The sequence below is a fragment of the Pseudomonas sp. BS-2016 genome, from assembly GCF_001806145.1.
In the GTDB taxonomy this organism is placed as follows: domain Bacteria; phylum Pseudomonadota; class Gammaproteobacteria; order Pseudomonadales; family Pseudomonadaceae; genus Aquipseudomonas; species Aquipseudomonas lundensis.
The window spans coordinates 105,604-126,476 of record NZ_MLCT01000036.1 but is presented as its reverse complement, the minus strand read 5'-3'; the positions used below and the strand labels follow the sequence as shown (position 1 = coordinate 126,476).

15 protein-coding genes are annotated in these 20,873 nt (G+C 61.6%); 11 read left to right on the top strand and 4 right to left on the bottom strand.

Annotated elements, in window-relative coordinates; genetic code table 11:
- The first annotated feature begins 28 nt into the window (after nucleotides 1-28).
- Nucleotides 29-955 (top strand): 1-aminocyclopropane-1-carboxylate deaminase/D-cysteine desulfhydrase, encoded by a 927-nt coding sequence (locus BKD70_RS19175; protein ID WP_047275524.1) that lies wholly within the window; start codon nucleotides 29-31, stop codon nucleotides 953-955.
- Here BKD70_RS19175 and BKD70_RS19170 read toward each other — a convergent pair.
- Together BKD70_RS19170 and BKD70_RS19165 are read right to left on the bottom strand one after the other, a co-directional pair.
- Nucleotides 952-1,500, bottom strand: a complete 549-nt coding sequence (locus BKD70_RS19170; RefSeq protein ID WP_047275522.1) for a cytochrome b — start codon at nucleotides 1,498-1,500, stop codon at nucleotides 952-954. The two genes, BKD70_RS19175 and BKD70_RS19170, sit on opposite strands and share 4 nt — an antisense overlap.
- Nucleotides 1,501-1,594: 94 nt before the next feature.
- The gene (locus tag BKD70_RS19165) at nucleotides 1,595-2,551 is read right to left on the bottom strand and encodes a DUF1853 family protein (RefSeq protein WP_047275520.1); all 957 of its coding nucleotides are present in this window, start codon (nucleotides 2,549-2,551) and stop codon (nucleotides 1,595-1,597) included.
- A 104-nt stretch (nucleotides 2,552-2,655) separates the two neighbouring features.
- Between BKD70_RS19165 and BKD70_RS19160 the strand changes: the two genes are divergently transcribed.
- The 6 genes from BKD70_RS19160 to pepN all read left to right on the top strand — a co-directional run bounded on the left by BKD70_RS19160 (nucleotide 2,656) and on the right by pepN (nucleotide 9,219).
- Nucleotides 2,656-3,546, top strand: coding sequence for an NAD(+) kinase (locus BKD70_RS19160; protein WP_047275519.1), 891 nt, complete (start codon nucleotides 2,656-2,658; stop codon nucleotides 3,544-3,546).
- Nucleotides 3,546-4,517: a metallophosphoesterase gene (locus BKD70_RS19155; RefSeq protein ID WP_047275517.1), complete on the top strand. Its 972-nt coding sequence runs from the start codon at nucleotides 3,546-3,548 to the stop codon at nucleotides 4,515-4,517. Before BKD70_RS19160 ends, BKD70_RS19155 begins: the two co-directional genes overlap by 1 nt.
- Nucleotides 4,514-5,386 carry a rhomboid family intramembrane serine protease gene (locus BKD70_RS19150; protein WP_047275515.1) on the top strand — a complete coding sequence of 291 codons (873 nt, stop codon included), beginning with the start codon at nucleotides 4,514-4,516 and terminating at the stop codon, nucleotides 5,384-5,386. Before BKD70_RS19155 ends, BKD70_RS19150 begins: the two co-directional genes overlap by 4 nt.
- Before the next feature lie 75 nt (nucleotides 5,387-5,461).
- Nucleotides 5,462-5,722 carry a YeaC family protein gene (locus tag BKD70_RS19145; RefSeq protein ID WP_047275513.1) on the top strand — a complete coding sequence of 87 codons (261 nt, stop codon included), beginning with the start codon at nucleotides 5,462-5,464 and terminating at the stop codon, nucleotides 5,720-5,722.
- Nucleotides 5,719-6,549 carry a DUF2797 domain-containing protein gene (locus BKD70_RS19140; protein ID WP_047275511.1) on the top strand — a complete coding sequence of 277 codons (831 nt, stop codon included), beginning with the start codon at nucleotides 5,719-5,721 and terminating at the stop codon, nucleotides 6,547-6,549. Before BKD70_RS19145 ends, BKD70_RS19140 begins: the two co-directional genes overlap by 4 nt.
- A gap of 12 nt (nucleotides 6,550-6,561) precedes the next feature.
- Nucleotides 6,562-9,219: an aminopeptidase N gene (pepN, locus tag BKD70_RS19135; protein WP_047275509.1), complete on the top strand. Its 2,658-nt coding sequence runs from the start codon at nucleotides 6,562-6,564 to the stop codon at nucleotides 9,217-9,219.
- Between the two features lie 67 nt (nucleotides 9,220-9,286).
- Here pepN and BKD70_RS19130 read toward each other — a convergent pair whose 3' ends face one another.
- Both BKD70_RS19130 and BKD70_RS19125 read right to left on the bottom strand, forming a co-directional pair.
- Entirely contained in the window at nucleotides 9,287-10,003 is a 717-nt protein-coding gene (locus tag BKD70_RS19130) for a FadR/GntR family transcriptional regulator (RefSeq protein ID WP_047275507.1), read from the bottom strand.
- Nucleotides 10,004-10,127: 124 nt separating this feature from the next.
- Nucleotides 10,128-11,864 carry an IlvD/Edd family dehydratase gene (locus BKD70_RS19125; RefSeq protein ID WP_047275505.1) on the bottom strand — a complete coding sequence of 579 codons (1,737 nt, stop codon included), beginning with the start codon at nucleotides 11,862-11,864 and terminating at the stop codon, nucleotides 10,128-10,130.
- Between the two features lie 188 nt (nucleotides 11,865-12,052).
- Between BKD70_RS19125 and BKD70_RS19120 the strand changes: the two genes are divergently transcribed.
- The 4 genes from BKD70_RS19120 to BKD70_RS19105 all read left to right on the top strand — a co-directional run bounded on the left by BKD70_RS19120 (nucleotide 12,053) and on the right by BKD70_RS19105 (nucleotide 20,838).
- Complete coding sequence (locus BKD70_RS19120; protein ID WP_047275503.1) at nucleotides 12,053-13,375, top strand: MFS transporter; 1,323 nt, start codon at nucleotides 12,053-12,055, stop codon at nucleotides 13,373-13,375.
- A 21-nt stretch (nucleotides 13,376-13,396) separates the two neighbouring features.
- Entirely contained in the window at nucleotides 13,397-14,389 is a 993-nt protein-coding gene (gene araD1 / locus BKD70_RS19115) for an AraD1 family protein (RefSeq protein WP_047275501.1), read from the top strand.
- A gap of 13 nt (nucleotides 14,390-14,402) precedes the next feature.
- Entirely contained in the window at nucleotides 14,403-15,983 is a 1,581-nt protein-coding gene (locus tag BKD70_RS19110; protein ID WP_047275499.1) for an aldehyde dehydrogenase (NADP(+)), read from the top strand.
- 124 nt (nucleotides 15,984-16,107) lie between these two features.
- A complete protein-coding gene (locus tag BKD70_RS19105; protein WP_047275497.1) occupies nucleotides 16,108-20,838 on the top strand; it encodes a dermonecrotic toxin domain-containing protein in 4,731 nt (1,576 codons plus the stop codon).
- The last annotated feature ends 35 nt before the right edge of the window (nucleotides 20,839-20,873 follow it).

The following is a 20,873-nucleotide window of genomic DNA, read 5'->3' as shown; positions in this document are numbered from 1 at the left end:
CTCCGTTCATTTTTGAGCGGAGTGTGCCGTGCGTGTGCCGTTGATTGATTGGGAGCCCTATGCGCCCTTGCAGCCTTTGCACCTCGACTGGCTGGCGAAGGCCGGGGTTGAGGTTGCTGTCTTGCGTCTGGACCTGATCGACCCGCTGGTCAGTGGCAACAAGTGGTTCAAGCTCCATCAGCCGCTGCGCGCGGCCCATGCAGCGGGGGCTCACGGGTTGATCAGCCTGGGCGGCGCTCACTCCAATCATCTGCACGCCTTGGCGGCGGCGGGCAAACGCTTTGGTTTTACCACCGTCGGCCTGCTGCGCGGGCACCCTCAAGAAACCCCCACCACCCGTGATCTGCAAGACTTCGGCATGCACCTGCATTGGCTGGGGTTTGCCGGTTATCGTGCCCGGCATGCGCCTGATTTCTGGCGGCCGTGGCAAGCGCAGTACCCGCAGTTGCAGGCCGTGCCCGAGGGCGGCGCCAGTTTGGCGGGCGCGCAGGGCTGTTCACCATTGGTCAAGCAGGTGCGTGAGCAAGTGGCCGCGCTTGGCTGGGCGGATTACGACGCGTGGTGGCTGGCCGCGGGGACGGGCACCACGCTGGCCGGTCTGGTGCTGGCTGAAGCCGGGCAGCGCAGGGTCTATGGCGCCATGGCGGTACCCGAAGACCACGGGGTGGCGCCCACGGTGCGCGCCCTGTTGCAGCAGGCGGGCAGCCCTGTGGGTGACTATCAGTTGATCGAGGCCAGTCGTGGCGGTTTCGCGCGGGTCGATGAGGCGCTGATGGCGTTTATTCGGCGCAGCGAGTTGGACAGTGGCGTGCCTTTGGAGCCGCTGTACACCGGCAAGGCGTTGCTGGCGCTCAAAGAGGCAGTGGACGCGGGGCATGTGAGGCGAGGCATGCGGGTGGTGTTTGTGCACACCGGCGGCTTGCAGGGCCGCCGGGGGTTTGCGCCAGCTGTTTAGTTGCGTTTAGGCAGCATGCGCAACAGCGTGTTGTCTTTCATCACGTAATGATGAAACAGCCCGGCCAGCGCGTGCAGGCCGATCAGCCAGTAGCCGAGGGTGCCGCCCAGCTCATGCCAGCCCTTGATCTGTTTGGCGGTGTCCACGTCCTTGAGGGTCAGGGGTGGCAGGTCGAATCCGTAAAAGAACACGGACTTGTCGTTGTAACTGAGCACCAGATAACCCATCACCGGCATGGCGATCATGAACACGTACAAGGCCCAGTGCACCAGCGTCGCCAAAGCGGTTTGCCAGGCGGGCGGGGGCGGGGTGATCTTTGGCGCCACGCCCAGGGTACGTGCCAGCAACCGTAGCCACACCAGCGCAAACACGGTCAGGCCGAGCATGAAGTGGGCATCTTTCATCAAGTTGCGACCGTCGCTGTCTTTCGGGAAAATCCCGCGAAATTCAATGGCGGCGTAAATCAGTACAAACAGCAGCACCATCACCCAATGCAGGGCGATGGACATACGACTGTAACGGTCGGTGGAGCTTTTCCAGGACATGGGTGTTCCTCACGGTTCAGGTCTTGAGCCTCCGCTCTTGTATGACGGAGTTCCTTTACAGTAATACGTTTGCGTACATTTGCGCTGAGATGCATCAGTTTTCAGGGTTGCCTGGCACATGCGGCCATAGATCCGAGACCAGAAACAGGCGCTCGGCTTCTTCCCAATCACCGTCGGGCGTGGGCGTCAGGCGCACCAACAGCTGCGCGGGAGCCTGCGGGTGCAGTTCGGCCAGCCAGACCTGCAATTGCGCGTCCCCCCAAAGCCCGTCTGGCCCATAGTGCGCAGGTGCAAGCCAGGCATGCCGCGGCAAGGGCTGCCAGCACCCGGCGGGCCTTTGGCGGACAAACGCGGGCCAGTCGCGCTGGTGCAGCCAGCGGCCGCGTAAATGCAGCGGATGCGCGCCGGCCGGAGGCTGCGCTTCACCGGGCCACGGATACAGCAGGTAACCGCCCAGCCACAGGTGCGCACTGACATGCTGAATGTCCAGGGCGGCCAGAATCTCGCGGCATTCTGGGCGGCTGGACATCGGTAACTGATGCTGACTGAAATGCGTGAGCTTGCGGTCCAGCCGGTCATTGCTGCCCGGCCCCAGCCAGAGCGCCGGGTCGTGCCCGTCGCCGTGTGGCGGGCCGAGGTAAAGTTTGATCGCCAGTTCCAGATGATGCGCGCCGTCACGGTCACGTATCAGCATGTCCAGCTCGCCCAGCGTATGCCCGCCCACGCGAATGGGCAGGTTGGCGGCCACCAGCTCGACACCGGGGGCGTGGGTTATGGCGAACTGCCACAGCCGCTCGTAGTAACGCCCCAGCCTGCGGGTGGTGGCCAGCGCCAGCCACTGCTGCAATGGCTCGCTGTGCCGGTCAAGGTCGCGCAGCCAGTTTTCCAGCCAATGTGGCGCCTGGACCCAGTCGCTACCGGTCAACGGGTGGCGCTGAGGCCAGGGCGTTTGGCTGAGCATGGGCGGGGCCAGAATCACCCACGCCAGATCACGCACCTCGGGGTGACGTAACTGGCGGGGCAGGTTGAGCAAGTCGGGGAAGAGGATCATTCTGCGAGCATAGCCTTTTGCTCACGGGCTGAAAGGGTTTTGTCTATCGTGTCCTTTCGCCCATAATCGCTGTTTTCGCCCGTCACGTACCCCGCAGGAGCCTCATGGAGCACTTTCGTAATATCGGCATCATTGGTCGTTTGGGCAGTTCTCAAGTGCTCGACACGGTTCGCCGACTGAAAAAATTCCTGCTCGAGCGGCACATGCACGTGATCCTCGAAGACACCATCGCCGAAGTGCTGCCCGGCCATGGCCTGCAAACCTCGTCGCGCAAAATGCTCGGTGAAGTGTGCGACATGGTGATCGTGGTGGGCGGCGATGGCAGTTTGCTCGGCGCCGCCCGTGCGCTGGCGCGGCACAATGTCCCGGTGCTGGGCATCAACCGTGGCAGCCTGGGCTTTTTGACCGATATCCGTCCCGATGAACTGGAAGTCAAAGTCGCCGAAGTGCTTGACGGCCACTATCTGGTGGAAAACCGGTTTCTGCTGCAGGCCGAAGTGCGCCGTCACGGCGAAGCCATTGGCCAGGGCGACGCCCTCAATGACGTGGTGCTGCACCCCGGCAAGTCCACGCGCATGATCGAATTTGAATTGCACATTGACGGGCAGTTCGTTTGCAGCCAGAAGGCCGACGGCCTGATCGTCGCTACCCCCACCGGCTCCACCGCCTACGCCATGTCGGCTGGCGGCCCGATCATGCACCCCAAGCTGGATGCCATCGTCATTGTGCCCATGTACCCGCACACCTTGAGCAGCCGCCCGATTGTTGTGGACGGCAACAGTGAACTGAAAATCGTGGTGGCCAAGGACATGCAGATTTACCCGCAGGTGTCCTGCGACGGTCAGAACCATTTCACCTGCGCGCCGGGCGACACCATCACCGTGAGCAAAAAGGCGCAAAAGCTGCGCCTGATTCACCCGCTGGACCACAACTACTATGAAGTGTGCCGGACCAAGCTTGGCTGGGGCAGCCGACTGGGCGGCAGGAGCGACTGATGCTCGATCCGGCGCGCAGTTACGATCTGATCGGTGACGTGCATGGCTGTGCTCATACCCTTGAGCATCTGTTGGAGCGTCTGGGCTATCGCAAACTTGCCGGTGTCTGGCGGCACCCGCAGCGCATGGCGGTGTTCCTCGGCGACATCATTGACCGTGGCCCGCGGATCCGCGAATCGCTGCATATCGTCTATGACATGGTGCAAGCCGGTCAGGCGCTGTGCCTGATGGGCAACCACGAATTCAACGCGCTGGGCTGGTGCACCCCGGCCCCGGCGGGCAGTGGCAAGCAGTTTGTGCGTGAGCACAACCCGCGCCATACCCGGCTGATCCACGAAACCCTGGAGCAATTTGCGCACTACCCCGGCGAATGGCGGGAGTTCGTGCAATGGTTTTACGACATGCCGCTGTTTGTCGACGCCGGACGGTTCCGCGTGGTGCATGCCTGCTGGGACGCCGACGTCATTGCGACCTTGCGTGCACAATTTCCCGATGGCTGCATCGATGAACATTTCCTGCAAGCGGCGGCCGAGCCTGAAAGCTTTGCCAGCATGAGTTTTAACCGCCTGCTGCGCGGCACCGACATGCGCCTGCCCGACGGCATGACACTGACCGGCGGGGATGGCCTGACGCGTTCGTTCTTCCGCACCAAATTCTGGGAAGACGACCCCAAAACCTACGGTGACATTGTGTTCCAGCCAGACGCCTTGCCGGAACGGGTGGCCCGTAAGCCGCTGTCGCCCTCCGAAAAAGGCGCCTTGCTGCGCTATGGCATTGAAGAGCCGATGTTGTTCGTCGGGCATTACTGGCGCAGCGGCAAACCCGCGCCGATCCGGCCTAACCTGGCCTGCCTGGATTACAGCGCCGTGTTGTACGGCAAGTTGGTGGCCTACCGTCTGGATCAGGAAAAACGCCTCGATCCGCACAAATTTGTATGGGTGGACGTTGATCGCCCGGAGGCTATTCAATGAGTGCTGTTGAGGTTTTACGCTTACCCCTGTCGGTTGACCTGAGCGGATTTGTCAGCCTGCTCCAGCGCATGCACGTGCCGCATCGGGTCAGCGAAGAGGCAGGCGAGCAAGTGGTCTGGGCGCCCGAAAGCATTGCCGGAGAGGTGCGCAGCCTGTACGCACGCTTCCCTCAAGGCGACCCCGAAGGCCACGTGCCGATTGTCGATCGCCCGCCGGCCATGGCACGCCCGGGGTGGGTCCAGCAACTGCGTGACAGCCCGGCCACCGCGACTATCCTGCTGCTGTGCGTGATCGTGGCCGTGGTGACGCAACTGGGTGAAAACCTGTCGGTTCTCAGCGGGCTGACGTTCCTTGATTTCAGCATCCGCGGCCAATACATCCAGTTCACACCTTTGTCGGATAGCCTGGCGGCAGGGCAGTGGTGGAGATTGTTCAGCCCGATGCTGATTCACTTCGGTTTCCTGCACATCGCCATGAACGGCATGTGGTACTGGGAACTGGGTCGACGCGTTGAACTGCGTCAGGGCAGCATCAACCTGATCGGGTTGAGCTTGTTGTTCAGCCTGGTGTCCAACTTCGCCCAATACCTGTTTGGCGGCCCGAGCCTGTTCGGCGGCATGTCCGGCGTGCTGTACGGCTTGTTGGGGCATGTGTGGATTTACCAGCTCATGGCGCCGAACCCGTTGTATCGCCTGCCTCGCGGGGTATTGGTGATGATGCTGGTCTGGCTGGCCGTGTGCATGTCCGGACTGGTATCGCTGATCGGTTTCGGCCAGATCGCCAACGCCGCTCACGTCGGCGGGTTGTTGATCGGTTGCCTGACCGGCTTGCTGGGCGGGCTGTGGGCGCGCCGCAAGCAGGCTAAATGAAACACCTGGGGTTGCTGCCTTGCGCGGGCAGCGACCGCATACACCTCATCTGATGTTCAAGAGCGGAAACGAACCATGTCCTCTTTCAACGAAATGATCCAAAACATCACCCCCGAGATCTATCAGAGCCTGAAACTGGCCGTGGAAATCGGCAAATGGGCGGACGGCAACAAACTGACCGCCGAACAGCGTGAGCTGTCGTTGCAGGCCATGATCGCCTGGGAAGTGCAAAACCTGCCCGAAGAACAACGTACCGGTTACATGGGCCCGCAAGAGTGCAGCTCCAAATCCATTTCGGTGCCTAACATCCTGTTCAAATCGGATGCTATCCATTGATTGAGATTGGTCGCGGTGCAATCAGCAAGATGTCGGCCAGCCTTGAGGCGCCGACCGTTCAATACGCATTTCGGCTAGGCGATACCGAGGTGCCGGTCAATCCGTTGATCGGCAGCAGGTTGCGTCTGGAGTACCTGGGCACCATCAATTGCACCCATTGCGGACGTAAAACCAAGAAGAGTTTCAGCCAGGGCTACTGTTACCCGTGCATGACCAAGCTGGCGCAGTGCGACGTCTGCATCATGAGCCCCGAGCGTTGCCACTATGATGCCGGCACCTGCCGCGATCCGTCGTGGGGCGAGCAGTTCTGCATGACTGACCACGTGGTGTACCTGGCCAACTCCTCGGGGGTTAAAGTCGGCATTACCCGTGCCACGCAACTGCCCACCCGCTGGCTCGATCAGGGCGCCAGCCAGGCGCTGCCGATCGTGCGGGTCGCCACGCGCCAGCAATCGGGGTTTGTCGAAGACCTGTTCCGCTCTCAGGTGGCAGACCGTACCAACTGGCGTGCACTGCTCAAGGGTGATGCGGCCCCGGTGGACCTCGTTGCCGTGCGTGAGCAACTGTTTGAAAGCTGCGCCCAGGGCCTGCAACAGCTGCAGGAGCGATTTGGTCTGCAGGCGGTCCAACCGTTGCAAGGCGTCGAGCCTGTCGAGATTCGTTACCCGGTCGAGCAGTACCCGAGCAAGATCGTGAGCTTCAACCTGGACAAAGACCCGATCGTGGAAGGCACGCTGATGGGGATCAAGGGCCAATACCTGATCTTCGACACCGGCGTTATCAACATTCGCAAATACACGGCCTACCAGCTGGCCGTGCATCAGTAAAAGGACTCCAGCATGCGCACCGAACAACCCAAAATGATCTACCTCAAGGACTATCAGGCGCCCGAGTATCTGATCGACGAAACGCACCTGACCTTTGAATTGTTCGAGGACCACTCGCTGGTTCATGCGCAACTGGTGATGCGCCGCAATCCGGCCCGGGGCGAGGGCCTGCCGCCACTGGTGCTGGATGGGCAGCAGCTGGAACTGCTGTCGGTCAAACTCGATGACGTGGAGCTGACCGACGCCGACTATCAGCTCACCGACAGCCATTTGACCCTGCACCCGCAATGCGCGCAGTTTATGGTGGATACCAGCGTCAAAATCCACCCCGAGACCAATACTGCACTTGAAGGCCTGTACACGTCCGGCAGCCTGTTTTGCACCCAATGCGAGGCTGAGGGCTTCCGCAAAATCACCTATTACCTCGACCGTCCCGACGTGATGAGCATCTTCACCACCACGGTGATCGCGGACCAACACAAATACCCGGTGCTGCTGTCCAACGGCAACCCGGTGGGCAGCGGCCCTGTAGAAGACGGTCGGCACTGGGCGACCTGGGAAGACCCGTTCAAGAAACCGGCCTACCTGTTTGCCCTGGTGGCCGGTGATCTGTGGTGCGTCGAAGACACCTTCACCACCCGGAGCAACCGCGAGGTGGCGTTGCGCATTTATGTCGAACCGGAAAACATCGACAAATGCCAGCACGCGATGAACAGCCTGAAGAAATCCATGCGCTGGGACGAAGACACCTACGGCCGTGAGTACGATCTGGACATCTTCATGATCGTGGCCGTCAACGACTTCAACATGGGCGCCATGGAAAACAAGGGCCTCAACATCTTCAACTCCAGCGCCGTGCTGGCCCGTGCCGAGACCGCCACCGACGCCGCGCACCAGCGCGTCGAAGCGATTGTGGCCCACGAGTACTTCCACAACTGGTCAGGCAACCGCGTGACCTGCCGCGACTGGTTCCAGTTGTCGCTCAAGGAAGGTTTCACCGTGTTCCGCGACGCGGGTTTCTCGGCGGACATGAACTCGCCCACGGTTAAACGCATCCAGGACGTGGCCTACCTGCGCACCCACCAGTTCGCGGAAGACGCCGGCCCCATGGCCCATGCGGTGCGCCCGGACAGCTTTATCGAGATTTCCAACTTCTACACCCTGACCGTCTACGAAAAAGGCTCGGAAGTGGTCGGCATGCTCCACACCTTGCTGGGGGCCGAAGGCTTCCGTAAAGGCAGCGACCTGTATTTCGACCGCCACGATGGTCAGGCTGTCACCTGCGACGACTTCATCAAGGCCATGGAAGACGCCAATGGCGTGGACCTGACCCAGTTCAAGCGCTGGTACAGCCAGGCCGGTACGCCGCGCCTGAATGTCACTGAACACTACGATGCCGCTAAACAGACCTACAGCCTAACCTTCGCCCAAAGCTGCCCGGCCACCCCCGGCCAGACTGAAAAACTGCCGTTCGTGATCCCGGTGGCGCTGGGCTTGCTGAACGCCAACGGCGTGGAACTCCCGCTGCACCTGCAAGGCGAGTCGGCGGCGGTGGGCACCCACCGGGTGTTGTCGGTTACCGAGGCGCAACAGACCTTCACCTTTACCGGCATGGCCCAACAGCCGCTGCCGTCCTTGCTGCGCGGCTTCTCGGCGCCGGTCAAATTGCACTTTCCGTACAGCCGCGACCAACTGATGTTCCTCATGCAACACGACACCGACGGTTTCAACCGTTGGGAAGCCGGCCAGCAGTTGGCGGTGCAAGTGTTGCAAGACCTGATTGTCCAGCATCAGCGCGGTGAAGCGCTGGTCATGGACCCGCGTCTGGTAGCCGCCTTGCGCAGCGTGTTGGGCAATGAGCAACTGGATCAGGCGATGGTGGCCGAGATGCTGTCTTTGCCGGGCGAGGCTTACCTGGCCGAAATCAGCGAAATCGCTGACGTCGACGCCATTCACGCGGCCCGTGAGTTTGCCCGCCAGCACCTGGCTGAAAGCCTGCATGAGGCTTTGTGGGCGCGCTATCAGGCGAACCGCGAGGTGTCCAAAGCCACGCCGTATGTGGCGCAAGCCGAACACTTTGCCCGCCGCGCCCTGCAAAACATCGCGCTGTCGTACCTGATGCTTACCGGCAAGCCGCAAGTACTGGCTGCGGCTCTGGAGCAATTCGAACACAGCGACAACATGACAGAGCGCCTGACGGCGCTGGCGGTGCTGGTCAACTCACCGTTCGACGCCGAGAAGGCCAAGGCGCTGGCCAGTTTTGCCGAGCACTTCAAAGACAATCCGCTGGTCATGGACCAGTGGTTCAGTGTGCAGGCTGGCTGCACCTTGCCCGGTGGATTGGAACGGGTGAAGGCGTTGATGCAGCACCCGGCGTTCACCCTCAAGAACCCGAACAAGGTCCGGGCGTTGATCGGGGCGTTTGCGGGGCAGAACCTGATCAACTTCCATGCGGCGGACGGCTCCGGCTATCGCTTCCTGGCGGACTTGGTGATCCAGCTTAACGCCTTCAACCCGCAGATCGCCTCGCGGCAGTTGGCGCCACTGACCCGCTGGCGCAAATACGACAGCGCCCGTCAGGCGCTGATGAAGGCCGAACTTGAGCGCATCCGCACCTGCGGTGACCTGTCCAGCGACGTGTTTGAAGTGGTGAGCAAAAGTCTGGCGTAAACACGCCGGGCGAGGTTTCGCCCCGGTCAACTGACGGGGCGGGGCGAAGCATGAGCGGTGGGGCCAGTCAGTGACTGTGCCCCAGCACCACGTCCAGCGCCGTGCGCGCGTCATCGAGTTGAACCAGCGTTGCATGGCGCGCACCCAGCGCGTCATGGTTTTCGATGGCGGTCAAAATTGCCTTGTGCCGGGGCAGCGCCAATTCATGCAGGTTGGGGCGGCGGTTCGAATGCTTCAACGCCTCGCGCAGTGCCAGTGACAACATGTTGCACAAATTGGCCAACAGGTCGTTGTGGGTGGCATCGGCAATGCGGCTGTGAAAATCCAGGTCGGGTTGCAGCAGGGCTTCGGGCGTGGGGGCGTTTTCCATGCGCTCGTAGGCTTCGCGAATCGACGCCACGTCCTCGTCGGTCGCATGTTGGGCGGCGAGGGCCGCGACGGCAGGTTCAATGATGCTGCGCACGCTGGTGAGCAAGGCAAAAAACTCATTTTGCGGCGAGCACTGCATCAGCCAATGCAGCACGTCCGGGTCGAGCATGTGCCATTCGCGGCGCGGCTTGACCACGGTGCCGACCCGGGGTTTGGAGTAGACCAGCCCCTTGGCCAGCAATACCCGGGTCGCTTCGCGCAACACCGGGCGGCTGACGGCATACTCCTCGCACAGCAAGGCTTCGGCCGGCAATTTGTCATCGGGTTTGAAACGCCCGGAAACAATCTGCATGCCGAGTTCTTGAACGATGCGCGCATGCATGCTTTTGCGCTCGGAAGGCTGACGGTAATCCATTGGGGGCGAGTCGATCCTGTCGGTGAAAAGCGCCGATCATAGCAGGCGCGGACTCAAGGCTTATACACCTCACATTGACGTCGACGACGAAGCCGCTGGCCGCGTCGTCGACGGTGGCATGGACTCAATGGGAATGGCGTGGCACCTCGGCGCCACGGCAGCCCACCAGGAAGTCAAAATCACAGCCCTGATCGGCTTGCATCACGTGATCGATGTACAGCTGACGATAGCCGCCGACCAGCAGTTTTTGCGGGGGCTGAATGTCCGCCAGCCGGGCCGCCAGTTCAGCGTCCGGGATGTCCAGGTGCAAACGCCCGGACGCGCAGTCCAGCTCGATCCAGTCACCTTCCTGCACTGCCGCCAAAGGCCCGCCTGCCGCTGCTTCCGGCGCGACGTGCAACACCACGGTGCCGTACGCGGTGCCGCTCATGCGCGCATCCGAGATGCGCACCATGTCGGTCACGCCCTGGGCCAGCAACTTGGCGGGCAGGCCCATGTTGCCGACTTCCGCCATGCCCGGATAACCCTTGGGCCCACAGTTTTTCATGACCAGAATCGAGTCGGCGCTGACCTTGAGCTCAGGGTCGTTGATGCGCGCCTTGTACATGTCGAAGTTTTCAAACACCACCGCCTGACCGCGGTGTTTCATCAACGCCGGGGTGGCGGCCGAGGGTTTGAGCACCGCACCCAAAGGCGCCAGATTGCCGCGTAGCACACAGATGCCGCCGTCTGCCACCAACGGGTTGTCGAGGGTGCGGATCACTTCGTCGTCGCCATAAATCGGTGAGTTTTTCACGTTGTCCCACAGGCTCTGGCCATTGACGGTCAGCGCGTTCGGGTGCGGGATCAGGTCATGCTCGCCCATGCGCCGCAGTACGGCAGGCAGCCCCCCGGCGTAGTAGAACTCTTCCATCAGAAAACGCCCGGACGGTTGCAGGTCCACCAGGGTCGGCGTGCCGCGCCCGATGCGGGTCCAGTCGTCCAGTTCCAGGTCTACGCCGATGCGTCCGGCAATGGCTTTGAGGTGGATCACGGCGTTGGTCGAGCCGCCAATCGCGGCGTTGACCCGGATCGCGTTTTCGAACGCTTCTTTGGTCAGCACTTTGGACAGGCGCAAGTCTTCGCGCACCATCTGCACCGCGCGCATGCCCGACATGTGAGCCAGCACATAGCGCCGCGCATCCACCGCCGGAATGGCCGCGTTGTGCGGCAGCGAGGTGCCCAATGCTTCGGCCATGCAGGCCATGGTCGAAGCGGTGCCCATGGTGTTGCACGTACCGGCCGAACGCGACATGCCCGCTTCTGCCGAGAGGAATTCGTCGAGGCTGATGTTGCCCGCTTTATAGGACTCGTGCATTTGCCAGACGATGGTGCCTGCGCCGATGTCCTTGCCTTTGTGCTTGCCGTTGAGCATCGGGCCGCCCGTGACCACGATGGCTGGCACGTCGCAGCTGGCGGCGCCCATCAGCAGGGCGGGGGTGGTTTTGTCGCAGCCGGTGAGCAACACCACGCCATCGATCGGGTTGCCGCGAATGGCTTCTTCGACGTCCATGCTCGCCAGGTTGCGGGTCAGCATGGCGGTAGGGCGCAGGTTGGATTCGCCGTTGGAGAACACCGGGAACTCAACGGGAAAGCCCCCGGCCTCGATCACGCCGCGTTTGACGTGTTCGGCAATGGTACGAAAGTGCGCGTTGCACGGGGTCAGCTCCGACCACGTGTTGCAAATGCCAATGATCGGCTTGCCTTGAAACTGGTGGTCGGCAATGCCCTGATTCTTCATCCAGCTGCGGTACATGAAGCCGTTTTTATCAGCGCTGCCAAACCATTGGGCGGAACGCAGTGGCGGGGTTTTATCAGACATGGCGGCTCTCTTATTGTATGACTAATTGATTTTTATGACCCTAAAGTAGCGCTTAAAAAGCCAGTTTGGAAGTGTTGTTGAGTAAATAGTATTACTATATAGTCGATTCGACTGAGAGCTGATCCTGGTGTGTATTCACCTGAGGCCACTCCAGAGGTGCCATAACAAAAACAATGGGAGACCGTCTCATGAGCCAGGAACTCCGGCTTATTCGTCGCATCACGCTCAAACTGATTCCCTTTCTGGTCTTGCTCTACCTGATTGCCTACGTGGATCGCTCGGCAGTGGGCTTCGCCAAACTGCACATGGGGGCCGACGTCGGCATTGGCGACGCCGCCTATGGACTGGGCGCGGGCCTGTTCTTCATCGGTTACTTCCTGATGGAAATCCCCAGCAACCTGATGCTTGAGCGCTTCGGCGCGCGACGCTGGTTTGCCCGCATCATGATCACCTGGGGCGCCATCACCATTGGCATGGCCTTTGTGCAGGGGCCTCACAGTTTTTATGTGATGCGTTTTCTGCTGGGGGTGGCCGAAGCCGGGTTCTTTCCGGGCGTTCTGTACTACATCACCCAATGGTTCCCGGTGCGCCACCGGGGCAAGATTCTGGGGCTGTTCATCCTTTCGCAACCCATCGCCATGATGATCACCGGGCCTATTTCCGGCGGTCTGCTGGGCATGGACGGCGTGCTCGGCCTGCATGGCTGGCAATGGCTGTTCATCGTGATCGGCACCCCGGCGATCCTGCTGACCTGGCCGGTGCTGCGCTACTTGCCGGACGGCCCGCAACAGGTCAACTGGCTGGAGCAGGGTGAAAAAGACTGGTTAATGGGTGAGCTGGAAAAAGACCTGCAAGCCTACGGGCAGACCCGGCACGGCAACCCGTTGCATGCCTTGAAAGACAAGCGCGTGCTGCTGCTGGCGCTGTTCTACCTGCCGGTCACGTTGAGCATTTACGGGCTCGGGCTGTGGCTGCCGACGCTCATCAAACAGTTTGGCGGCAGCGACCTGACCACCGGTTTTGTGTCGTCGGTGCCTTATGTGTTCGGCATCATCGGCCTGCTGTTTATCCCGCGCAGCTCGGACCGCCTCAACGACCGCTATGGCCACCTCGGCGTGCTGTACGTGCTGGGCGCCATTGGCCTGTTCTTCAGTGCCTGGCTGACCGTGCCGGTCATGCAACTGGCCGCGCTGTGCCTGGTGGCGTTTGCGTTGTTTTCCTGCACGGCGATTTTCTGGACCTTGCCCGGGCGTTTCTTTGCGGGGGCCAGTGCCGCGGCCGGAATAGCCCTGATCAACTCGGTGGGCAACCTGGGCGGCTACATCGGCCCGTTCGTGATTGGCGCGCTCAAGGAATACACCGGGCACTTGGCCTCTGGCCTGTATTTCCTGTCGGGCGTGATGGTCTTCGGCCTGTGCCTGACCGTCGTGGTGTACCGCCAACTGGAACGCAAGCACGTGCTCAACCCCAGTCAATTCGCGGCCAGCGCCCAGCCTGCCACCCATCCCTGAATTGCCCCAGTGAGGCTCAACATGCGTTTAGTACAGTTTGAATTGAACAATGGCCAGCGCCGCGTGGGCGTGGTGCAGGACGACCTGATCCGCGAAGTGACCGGTTGCACCAGCGTGCGCGAGGTGGCACTGGCCGCGATCGACGCCGGGGTGTCGCTGGCACAGCAGATCGAAGCGCTGGGGCTGGGCATCACCCATGACTATCAGGCGTTGCTGGCTGAATGCCGGATCTTGCCGCCGCTGGATCACCCGGACCCGGCCCACATGTTGATCAGCGGCACCGGGCTTACCCACCTGGGCAGCGCCTCGGCCCGGGACAAAATGCACCAGCAGGCCCACGACGACACCGCACTCACCGACACCATGCGCATCTTCAAATGGGGCGTGGAGGGTGGTAAGCCCGACGCAGGCGAGGCCGGGGTGCAACCCGAATGGTTTTACAAGGGCGATGGCAGCATTGTCGTGCGGCCGGGCGAACCGTTCCCGCTGCCGCCGTTTGCCGAAGACGCCGGTGAAGAGCCAGAAATCGGCGGCCTGTACGTCATCGGTCATGACCGCAAGCCGTACCGGCTGGGCTTTGCCGTGGGCAATGAGTTCTCCGACCACGTGATGGAGCGCAAAAACTACTTGTACCTGGCCCATTCCAAACTGCGCAGTTGCTCGTTTGGCCCGGAGCTGCGGGTCGGCGACTTGCCCCGGCATTTGTCCGGCAGCAGCCGCATCCTGCGTGATGGTCAAGTGCTCTGGGAGAACGAGTTCCTGAGCGGCGAAGCCAACATGTGCCACAGCCTGGAAAACCTCGAATACCACCACTTCAAATACAGCCAGTTTTTAAGGCCGGGCGATGTGCACGTGCACTTTTTCGGCACGGCGACGCTGTCTTTCGCTGATGGCGTACGCACCCGTGCGGGCGACCGTTTTGAAATCACCCAGTCGGCCTTCGGCGCACCGCTGATCAACGGCATTGCGCCGGTTGACGCGGTGTTCGAGCCCGGCGCTGTCGGCACACTTTAAAAGGAGAGCAGGTATGACTCAGATTCTCGGCCACAACTACATCGGCGGCCAACGCAGCGCCCAAGGCAGCGTCATCGTTAACAGTGTGGACGCCACCACGGGCCAGGCACTGCCCTACGACTTTTACCAGGCCACCGCGCAAGAGGTGGACCGTGCCGCCTGCGCTGCGGCCGCCGCTTACCCGGCCTACAAAGCATTGAGCGCTGAACGCCGGGCAGCGTTTCTGGACGCCATTGCCGATGAGCTGGATGCCCTGGACGATGAGTTTGTGGCGCTGGTATGCCGTGAAACCGCGCTCCCGGCCGCCAGAATCGCAGGCGAACGGGGCCGCACCAGCGGGCAGATGCGTTTGTTCGCCACGGTATTGCGTCGGGGTGATTTTTACGCGGCCCGCATCGATCAGGCGCAGCCTGAGCGCACCCCGCTGCCACGTCCGGATGTGCGCCAGTACCGCATCGGGCTCGGCCCGGTCGCCGTGTTTGGCGCCAGCAACTTTCCGCTGGCCTTTTCCACGGCAGGGGGGGATACCGCTTCAGCGCTGGCGGCTGGCTGCCCCGTGGTGTTCAAGGCGCACAGTGGGCACATGGCTACTGCCGAACAGGTGGCCGATGCCATCTTGCGTGCCGCCGAGCGCACCGGCATGCCCCAGGGCGTGTTCAACATGATTTATGGCGCAGGCGTCGGGGAGGCGTTGGTCAAGCACCCGTCGATTCAGGCCGTGGGCTTCACCGGATCGCTCAAGGGCGGGCGCGCGTTGTGTGACATGGCCGCGGCGCGGCCGCAGCCTATTCCGGTGTTCGCTGAAATGTCGAGCATCAACCCGGTCATCATCCTGCCGCAGGCCTTGCAGGTGCGTAGCGCCACGGTGGCCCGCGAGTTGGCCGCCTCGGTGGTGCAAGGCTGCGGCCAGTTCTGTACCAACCCCGGGCTGGTGATCGGTCTGCGCTCGCCCGCATTCACCGCCTTCATCGAGCAACTGGTCGGGCAAATCAATGAACAACCCGCGCAGACCATGCTCAATGCGGGCACCTTGCGCAGCTACGCCAAGGGGGTCAGTCAACTGGCCGAACATGCCCTTGTCGAACACCTTGCAGGCCTTGCCCAGCAAGGTGCGCAAGCACAGCCGCAGGTGTTCAGGGCGGATGTGCGGCTGTTGCTGGAAGGTGATCCGGTGTTGCAGGAAGAAGTGTTCGGGCCAACCACGGTGGTGATCGAAGTGCAAGACGCGGCCCAACTGGACGCCGCGATCCAGAGCCTGCATGGCCAACTGACTGCCACCCTGATTGGCGAGCCCGAGGACCTGCAACAGTTCGGCGGGCTGACGCCTTTGCTGGAACAAAAAGTCGGGCGCATCTTGATCAATGGCTACCCGACCGGTGTCGAGGTGTGCGATGCCATGGTGCATGGCGGGCCTTCCCCGGCGACCTCGGATGCCCGGGGCACGTCAGTCGGTACGCTGGCCATTGACCGTTTTCTGCGCCCGGTGTGCTTCCAGAACTACCCGGACAGCCTGCTGCCCGAGCCGTTGAAAAATGCCAATCCGCTGGGCATTCAGCGCCTGGTGGATGGCCAGACCACGCGCAACCCCCTGTAATCCCGTCGGGGGTTGGTCAACGATCAACCCCCGCCATAGCCGGCTACCACTCACGGCGTGGCAAATCCTTTAACTCTTCCTGTCAGGCAGGGGCTTATCCCTGCGCCTTGATAAGGAAGTACCCATGTCCGATTCCGCCCCTTCACCCTTACCGGTCTACGCCTCCCACGTGGTTCAGCGTGCGGTGGCTGCACAATTTGCCGCCCGTCCCACCGTGCGTGCGGTGGTCACACAGTGGCTGACCCAGCAACTGGCTCACTCCATCACCCTCAAGCAGCACGCCTTCGATCTGAGCAACACCTATCTGGTGCTGACCGTCGACGCCCAGGGTCAACCCCTTGCCACCCCGCGCTACCGTTTATTGATTGATGAGCTGCTGGATCATGTCGCCAGCCGAGAACCGCTCACCTACCGGTATTACGATGACCCGACGTGCTTCGTAGCGATGAGCCCGGTGGCGCCTCCGGTCGGTGGCTTTGTGCCGATCGAACCCATGAGCGTGATCGAGCCCTTGCTGTTGGAGGTGCTGAGTATTTGGCCGATTGCCTTTCAAGACGCGCTCATCGCGTATTGGAATCAACCCGTTGATGCCGGTAATACCCGGCTGCACTGGGTGGGCCAGATGATTCGGGACCAGATGCTGACCGGCATCGCGCGGGCGCCTGAGCTCACGGACAACCAGCGCAAGGCGCTGCGTCAGGTTGTGCGCTATCCCCACCGCAATGAGCGCCTGCGCGAGCGCCCGCTCAAGGCAAGGCTGTTTGACGCGCAGACATCGGTCACGGTACACAGCGTGGCAGGCCGGTTGTGGGCGGCCGGGCGCAGGTTTGATGTGGTCACCCCGGATACCGTGATCGAGGTGCTCGAGAACGGTGTAAGCACCTGGTTCTATTGCACGCCGGGCGGGACCCTTCAACGTTTTGCGTCCTTGGGGACATTGACCCGCTTCTGGAGCCTGCGGTTTGCCTCGCGTTATCGATTGCAGCGTGCGCAATGTGTGCTTTACGAGCCCGCCGGCAACCTTCTCGACACCCAGTCGATGTGTGTGCTGGAGCGTCAGCTGGACGCCATCGGGGCATTGGATCAACCCATGACGCTCGCGGCTCTGGAGCAACGCATCCAGGCAGTGACGGACACCGCGGCCGTGTTCAAGGTGAGTGAAGCCCCGGAGCCGCTTGATCTGGCGCCTGTCTATGCGGCGCTGCCACCGTGGTTGCGCAACGCCTGCGCCGCCGACCGCTTTGAATACCGCTCACAACTGGTGGCGTTGGCCAGCGTTTACACACTGGCGCAGGGCAAGCGCTTCAACGATGACATCCCGGACCTCTACACCTATACCGCCCAGGCGCTGCGCCAACAGATGCTGCTCGATCAGCCCCAGGCGCCGGGTTACAACCCGGATGACATCCAACTGACGTTTGTCGACCCGGTGGGCCCGGGCGGCGAGGGCACTGTCGGCACGCTCAACCGGTTCACCCTGACCCTCACCGAATTGGCCGTGGAGAACCTGACCGCCATTCGGGGCAGCCGCATGACCATTACTCACGCCAAAGGCCAGCTGATTCAGGACTGGTGGATGACGCCTGACTACATCAAGCGTCTGGTGCGCCGTGTCAATATTGGCCTGCGTTATCCGCAGTGGATCCGCCAGTGCCTGCTCAACGACCCAGACGACGCCCTGCGACGTGAACGACTTTTCACCGATGAGCTGCGCGTGCAGTTGGTGCTGCAAGCGCTGGAAATCACACTCCGCAAAACGGCCCCGCTCACTCAACGCGGGTTTCAGATGATCAAAGCCCTCATGCACCCGGACCCGCAAATGCGGGCAGTGGGCGGACAACCCGTGTGCATCCGGCCGCTCACGCTGTTATCGGTGCCCACCTTGCCTGCCCACGAGGTGCGCAGCATGTTTGTCATCGGCCCTACCGAGGTCAGGGCAGGGTGCCATGTGCTGTATCGCCCGTTGCATAAGCAGCCGTTGGTTGAATACCCCTCGTGGGACGCGTTGTTTGCGGCCATTGCAGCGCCGGGCGAGTTGCAGCGCAGTGTGCTGGCCTGGCTGCCCGCCAGTGCCCGCCCCCTGTATGAGGCAGGCGGTTTCTACCGCTTGAACCTGCCTTCGCGCAACGTGCATGCCGACAGTTCATTTCCCCTGATCGCGGGTGCAGCGACGTTGGGCACCTTCACCTTGAGCCAGGACTTCATGCATGACCTGTACCTTGACATGGCGCGAACACTCAGTGAGCTGGCCGACCGGCAGACCGTGTCCAACGCAGAACAACGTTGGCAGTCGCTGATCACGGGGGGCTGGTTGTTGTTCAGTGCAGTGGTGCCTAACCTGCCATTGGCCTGGCCACTGCGGGTCATCGCGGGTATCAGCATGACGTGGCTGGCGGTGCAGAACGATATAGAACAGCTGCGCGCAACTGACGAACAGCAGAAAGCCTCGGCCCTGATCGACCTGATCTTCAATTGTGCGTTGGTGCTGTTGCACGCCCGGACGGTGGTGCCGCGCCCGTTGTTGCAGCAGGAGCCGGACGCCGTGTTGATCCCGGCCAGTGTCAGAGCGCGCGAGGCGCTGCAGCCGCTCCCGGCACCGCCGATCATCGAAGCGGGGGTGACCCATGGTGTGGACGTCGAGGTCGGCCATCAGCTCACCGCGCTGGATTTTTCCTGGTTTACCAACCCGCAAGTCAAGTACACCCGATGGCAACTGAGCTGGCTGGACCGTCATCATGTCTCAGGCTTCAAGAGTGACAGCCCTGCGATAGACCGAGGGCCTTATCAGGGCTTGTTGGTGTTCAAACACCAGTTGTATGCCGAGGTGGATAACTGGGTGTATCGCGTCCAGCTCGATGATGACGATGTCTACCTGGTCAACCCGCACGATCCGCAAGACCGCGGTCCTCGCATCCTGCGCAATGAACAGGGGAGTTGGACGTACGACCTGCGGTTGCGGTTGCGCGGCGGCACCCCCCAGTCCCGGCTGAGGGCGAAGAAGGAGCAGCGCATCAAACGCCTGACGGAGTTGCGTGAGCAACTCACGCTCTACAATGCCCGGGCCAAGGTGCTGGAAACCGAAATGACGGCGGCGCAAACCCTCAGCGACAAGGTCAATGCCGATGACACTGAAACCGGCGACCTGACCCGACGTCGCGCGGCACTGGAAAACTACATCGCGGTCATGGAGCGTCAGAAGCCTGAATACGAAGCCGCCTTGAAGCTGTTTCTGGAGAAGCAGGACGTCTTGGCTGAAGAGAAAGACCCTGCCAATTTGGTCGGCTTTTATAAATTCCTGATTCGCCTGACCAGCACGTTGTTCGATAGCCATCTGATGCTGACGGGGGTTTTCAAAGCGCAGCACCCCGACGTTTTCAGCAACGAGGGTCAGTTTGTCAATGTGCAGACCCTGCGCTCAGCGGCCTACCGGGCCGATTGCCAGGCCATCATCGACGCCTTTGACAAGGCGGCAGGGTATTTTCGCGAGTTGGAGACGTACGTCCGCGCACTGCGCGCCGTTCCGAAACTGGGGCATGCCACCGCGCTTGAAGCGCAGAAAAAATACGTGCTGTTTGAACAGGCGGACATGACTCACTATCGCTCCAGCGTTGTGTGCCGGGGCTATCAATTGTTGGTATTGCCTGAGCTGATCGTCTCCTCGCCGGGCAGCGCAGACTGGGTGACGGTGAGAAAAATACTGACCGACCTTTTTTATACCTCGCAAAGTCAATACGCACTGGAAGATCAATCGCTGTTCAGCCTTGAGGAGCGTGCCGAAATTCTCACTGACGTCCGCGAGCGGTATGCCCGCGCTGATGACGCGCTGGGGATTTTTCAGGAAGAGGCAGGCGCGCGGTTGAACAGACCGGCCTTTAACAACGTGCTTTCGATACTGGTTGAACTGGATCAACGGGCCGAGGCCATGCTGGACGAGCAGGCCAAGGAGCAATCGCAGTGGTTACCGGCGCAGCCCCGCCCCCTGCGCACGCCCACCTATACGCGCAAAATTGTCCGTACCCGTAAAAAAGGGATTCTGGTCGGCATCCCCCGTAAAAACACCCGCGAGGGCGACGCCGAGGTTGTGGACGTGGGCGATCTGTCGGGCGCCAGTGCCCGAAGCACCAGCCCTTCGCCCCACCTGACCGTCACCTTCAAACAAACCGCCCCGGATCAGTGGGTTGAAGTGCAAGCGCCGGTCGTGGTGCCCGAACGGCCACTGTCGGAACTCAAAACCGAAGCCAATACGTTGGTGCAGGGGCTGAATGCGCAGATCCGCAGGGTCAAGGGCTACGCCAAGCGGTCCAGGTTCCCGTTGGAGCTGGAAGAGATTCTCGACCGTTATGCGCAAAAACTGGATCGGCTGGTGCTGGAGATCAAACAGGCTGCCCCCGATGAGCCTGCCGTCGAGCACCCCAAGCCGGGCACCGTGCCGATGTACATCAAACGCCTGGAAAACGGCGCGGCGCTGCTGCGTTCCCAAGGTGTTGAGCTGCTGATGTCGTTACCACCCACCACCGCCACGGTTAACTTCCTGCTGGAGAAGCAACACGTCAGCGTGAACAAACTCGAGCCGCGTGTGGCCTTGCGTGGGGAACGTCAGGACTTCGTGCAGGAGTACGAAATCAAAAACACCGCCGGCAACGTGCTCTGGTATGCGCATTTGCATTACAAAGCGGCCGACAGCCCGGCGCAGAACGTGGAAGCGGCCCATTTCAAGCTGGCGGCTCAACGGTATGCCAGCCAGCCGGCTGAAGATGCCAAAGCCAAACACGGGCGTGCGCCGACCCAGGTGTATTACGCGCCCATCAGTCAAAAGCTGCTGACGGAACGATTTCTGACGCGGGACGTCCAGTGAAAGACAGACAGGCATGGGTAAAGGGGCTGGTTTGA

Bases quoted from the DNA above. Each gene is read 5' to 3' on its own strand.
- BKD70_RS19155 (WP_047275517.1), top strand. From the start codon at position 3,546: ATGCTCGATCCGGCGCGCAGTTACGATCTGATCGGTGACGTGCATGGC.
- BKD70_RS19120 (WP_047275503.1), top strand. From the start codon at position 12,053: ATGAGCCAGGAACTCCGGCTTATTCGTCGCATCACGCTCAAACTGATT.
- pepN (WP_047275509.1), top strand. From the start codon at position 6,562: ATGCGCACCGAACAACCCAAAATGATCTACCTCAAGGACTATCAGGCG.
- BKD70_RS19165 (WP_047275520.1), bottom strand. From the start codon at position 2,551: ATGATCCTCTTCCCCGACTTGCTCAACCTGCCCCGCCAGTTACGTCAC.
- BKD70_RS19130 (WP_047275507.1), bottom strand. From the start codon at position 10,003: ATGGATTACCGTCAGCCTTCCGAGCGCAAAAGCATGCATGCGCGCATC.
- BKD70_RS19170 (WP_047275522.1), bottom strand. From the start codon at position 1,500: ATGTCCTGGAAAAGCTCCACCGACCGTTACAGTCGTATGTCCATCGCC.
- BKD70_RS19110 (WP_047275499.1), top strand. From the start codon at position 14,403: ATGACTCAGATTCTCGGCCACAACTACATCGGCGGCCAACGCAGCGCC.
- BKD70_RS19160 (WP_047275519.1), top strand. From the start codon at position 2,656: ATGGAGCACTTTCGTAATATCGGCATCATTGGTCGTTTGGGCAGTTCT.
- BKD70_RS19125 (WP_047275505.1), bottom strand. From the start codon at position 11,864: ATGTCTGATAAAACCCCGCCACTGCGTTCCGCCCAATGGTTTGGCAGC.
- BKD70_RS19105 (WP_047275497.1), top strand. From the start codon at position 16,108: ATGTCCGATTCCGCCCCTTCACCCTTACCGGTCTACGCCTCCCACGTG.
- BKD70_RS19145 (WP_047275513.1), top strand. From the start codon at position 5,462: ATGTCCTCTTTCAACGAAATGATCCAAAACATCACCCCCGAGATCTAT.
- araD1 (WP_047275501.1), top strand. From the start codon at position 13,397: ATGCGTTTAGTACAGTTTGAATTGAACAATGGCCAGCGCCGCGTGGGC.
- BKD70_RS19150 (WP_047275515.1), top strand. From the start codon at position 4,514: ATGAGTGCTGTTGAGGTTTTACGCTTACCCCTGTCGGTTGACCTGAGC.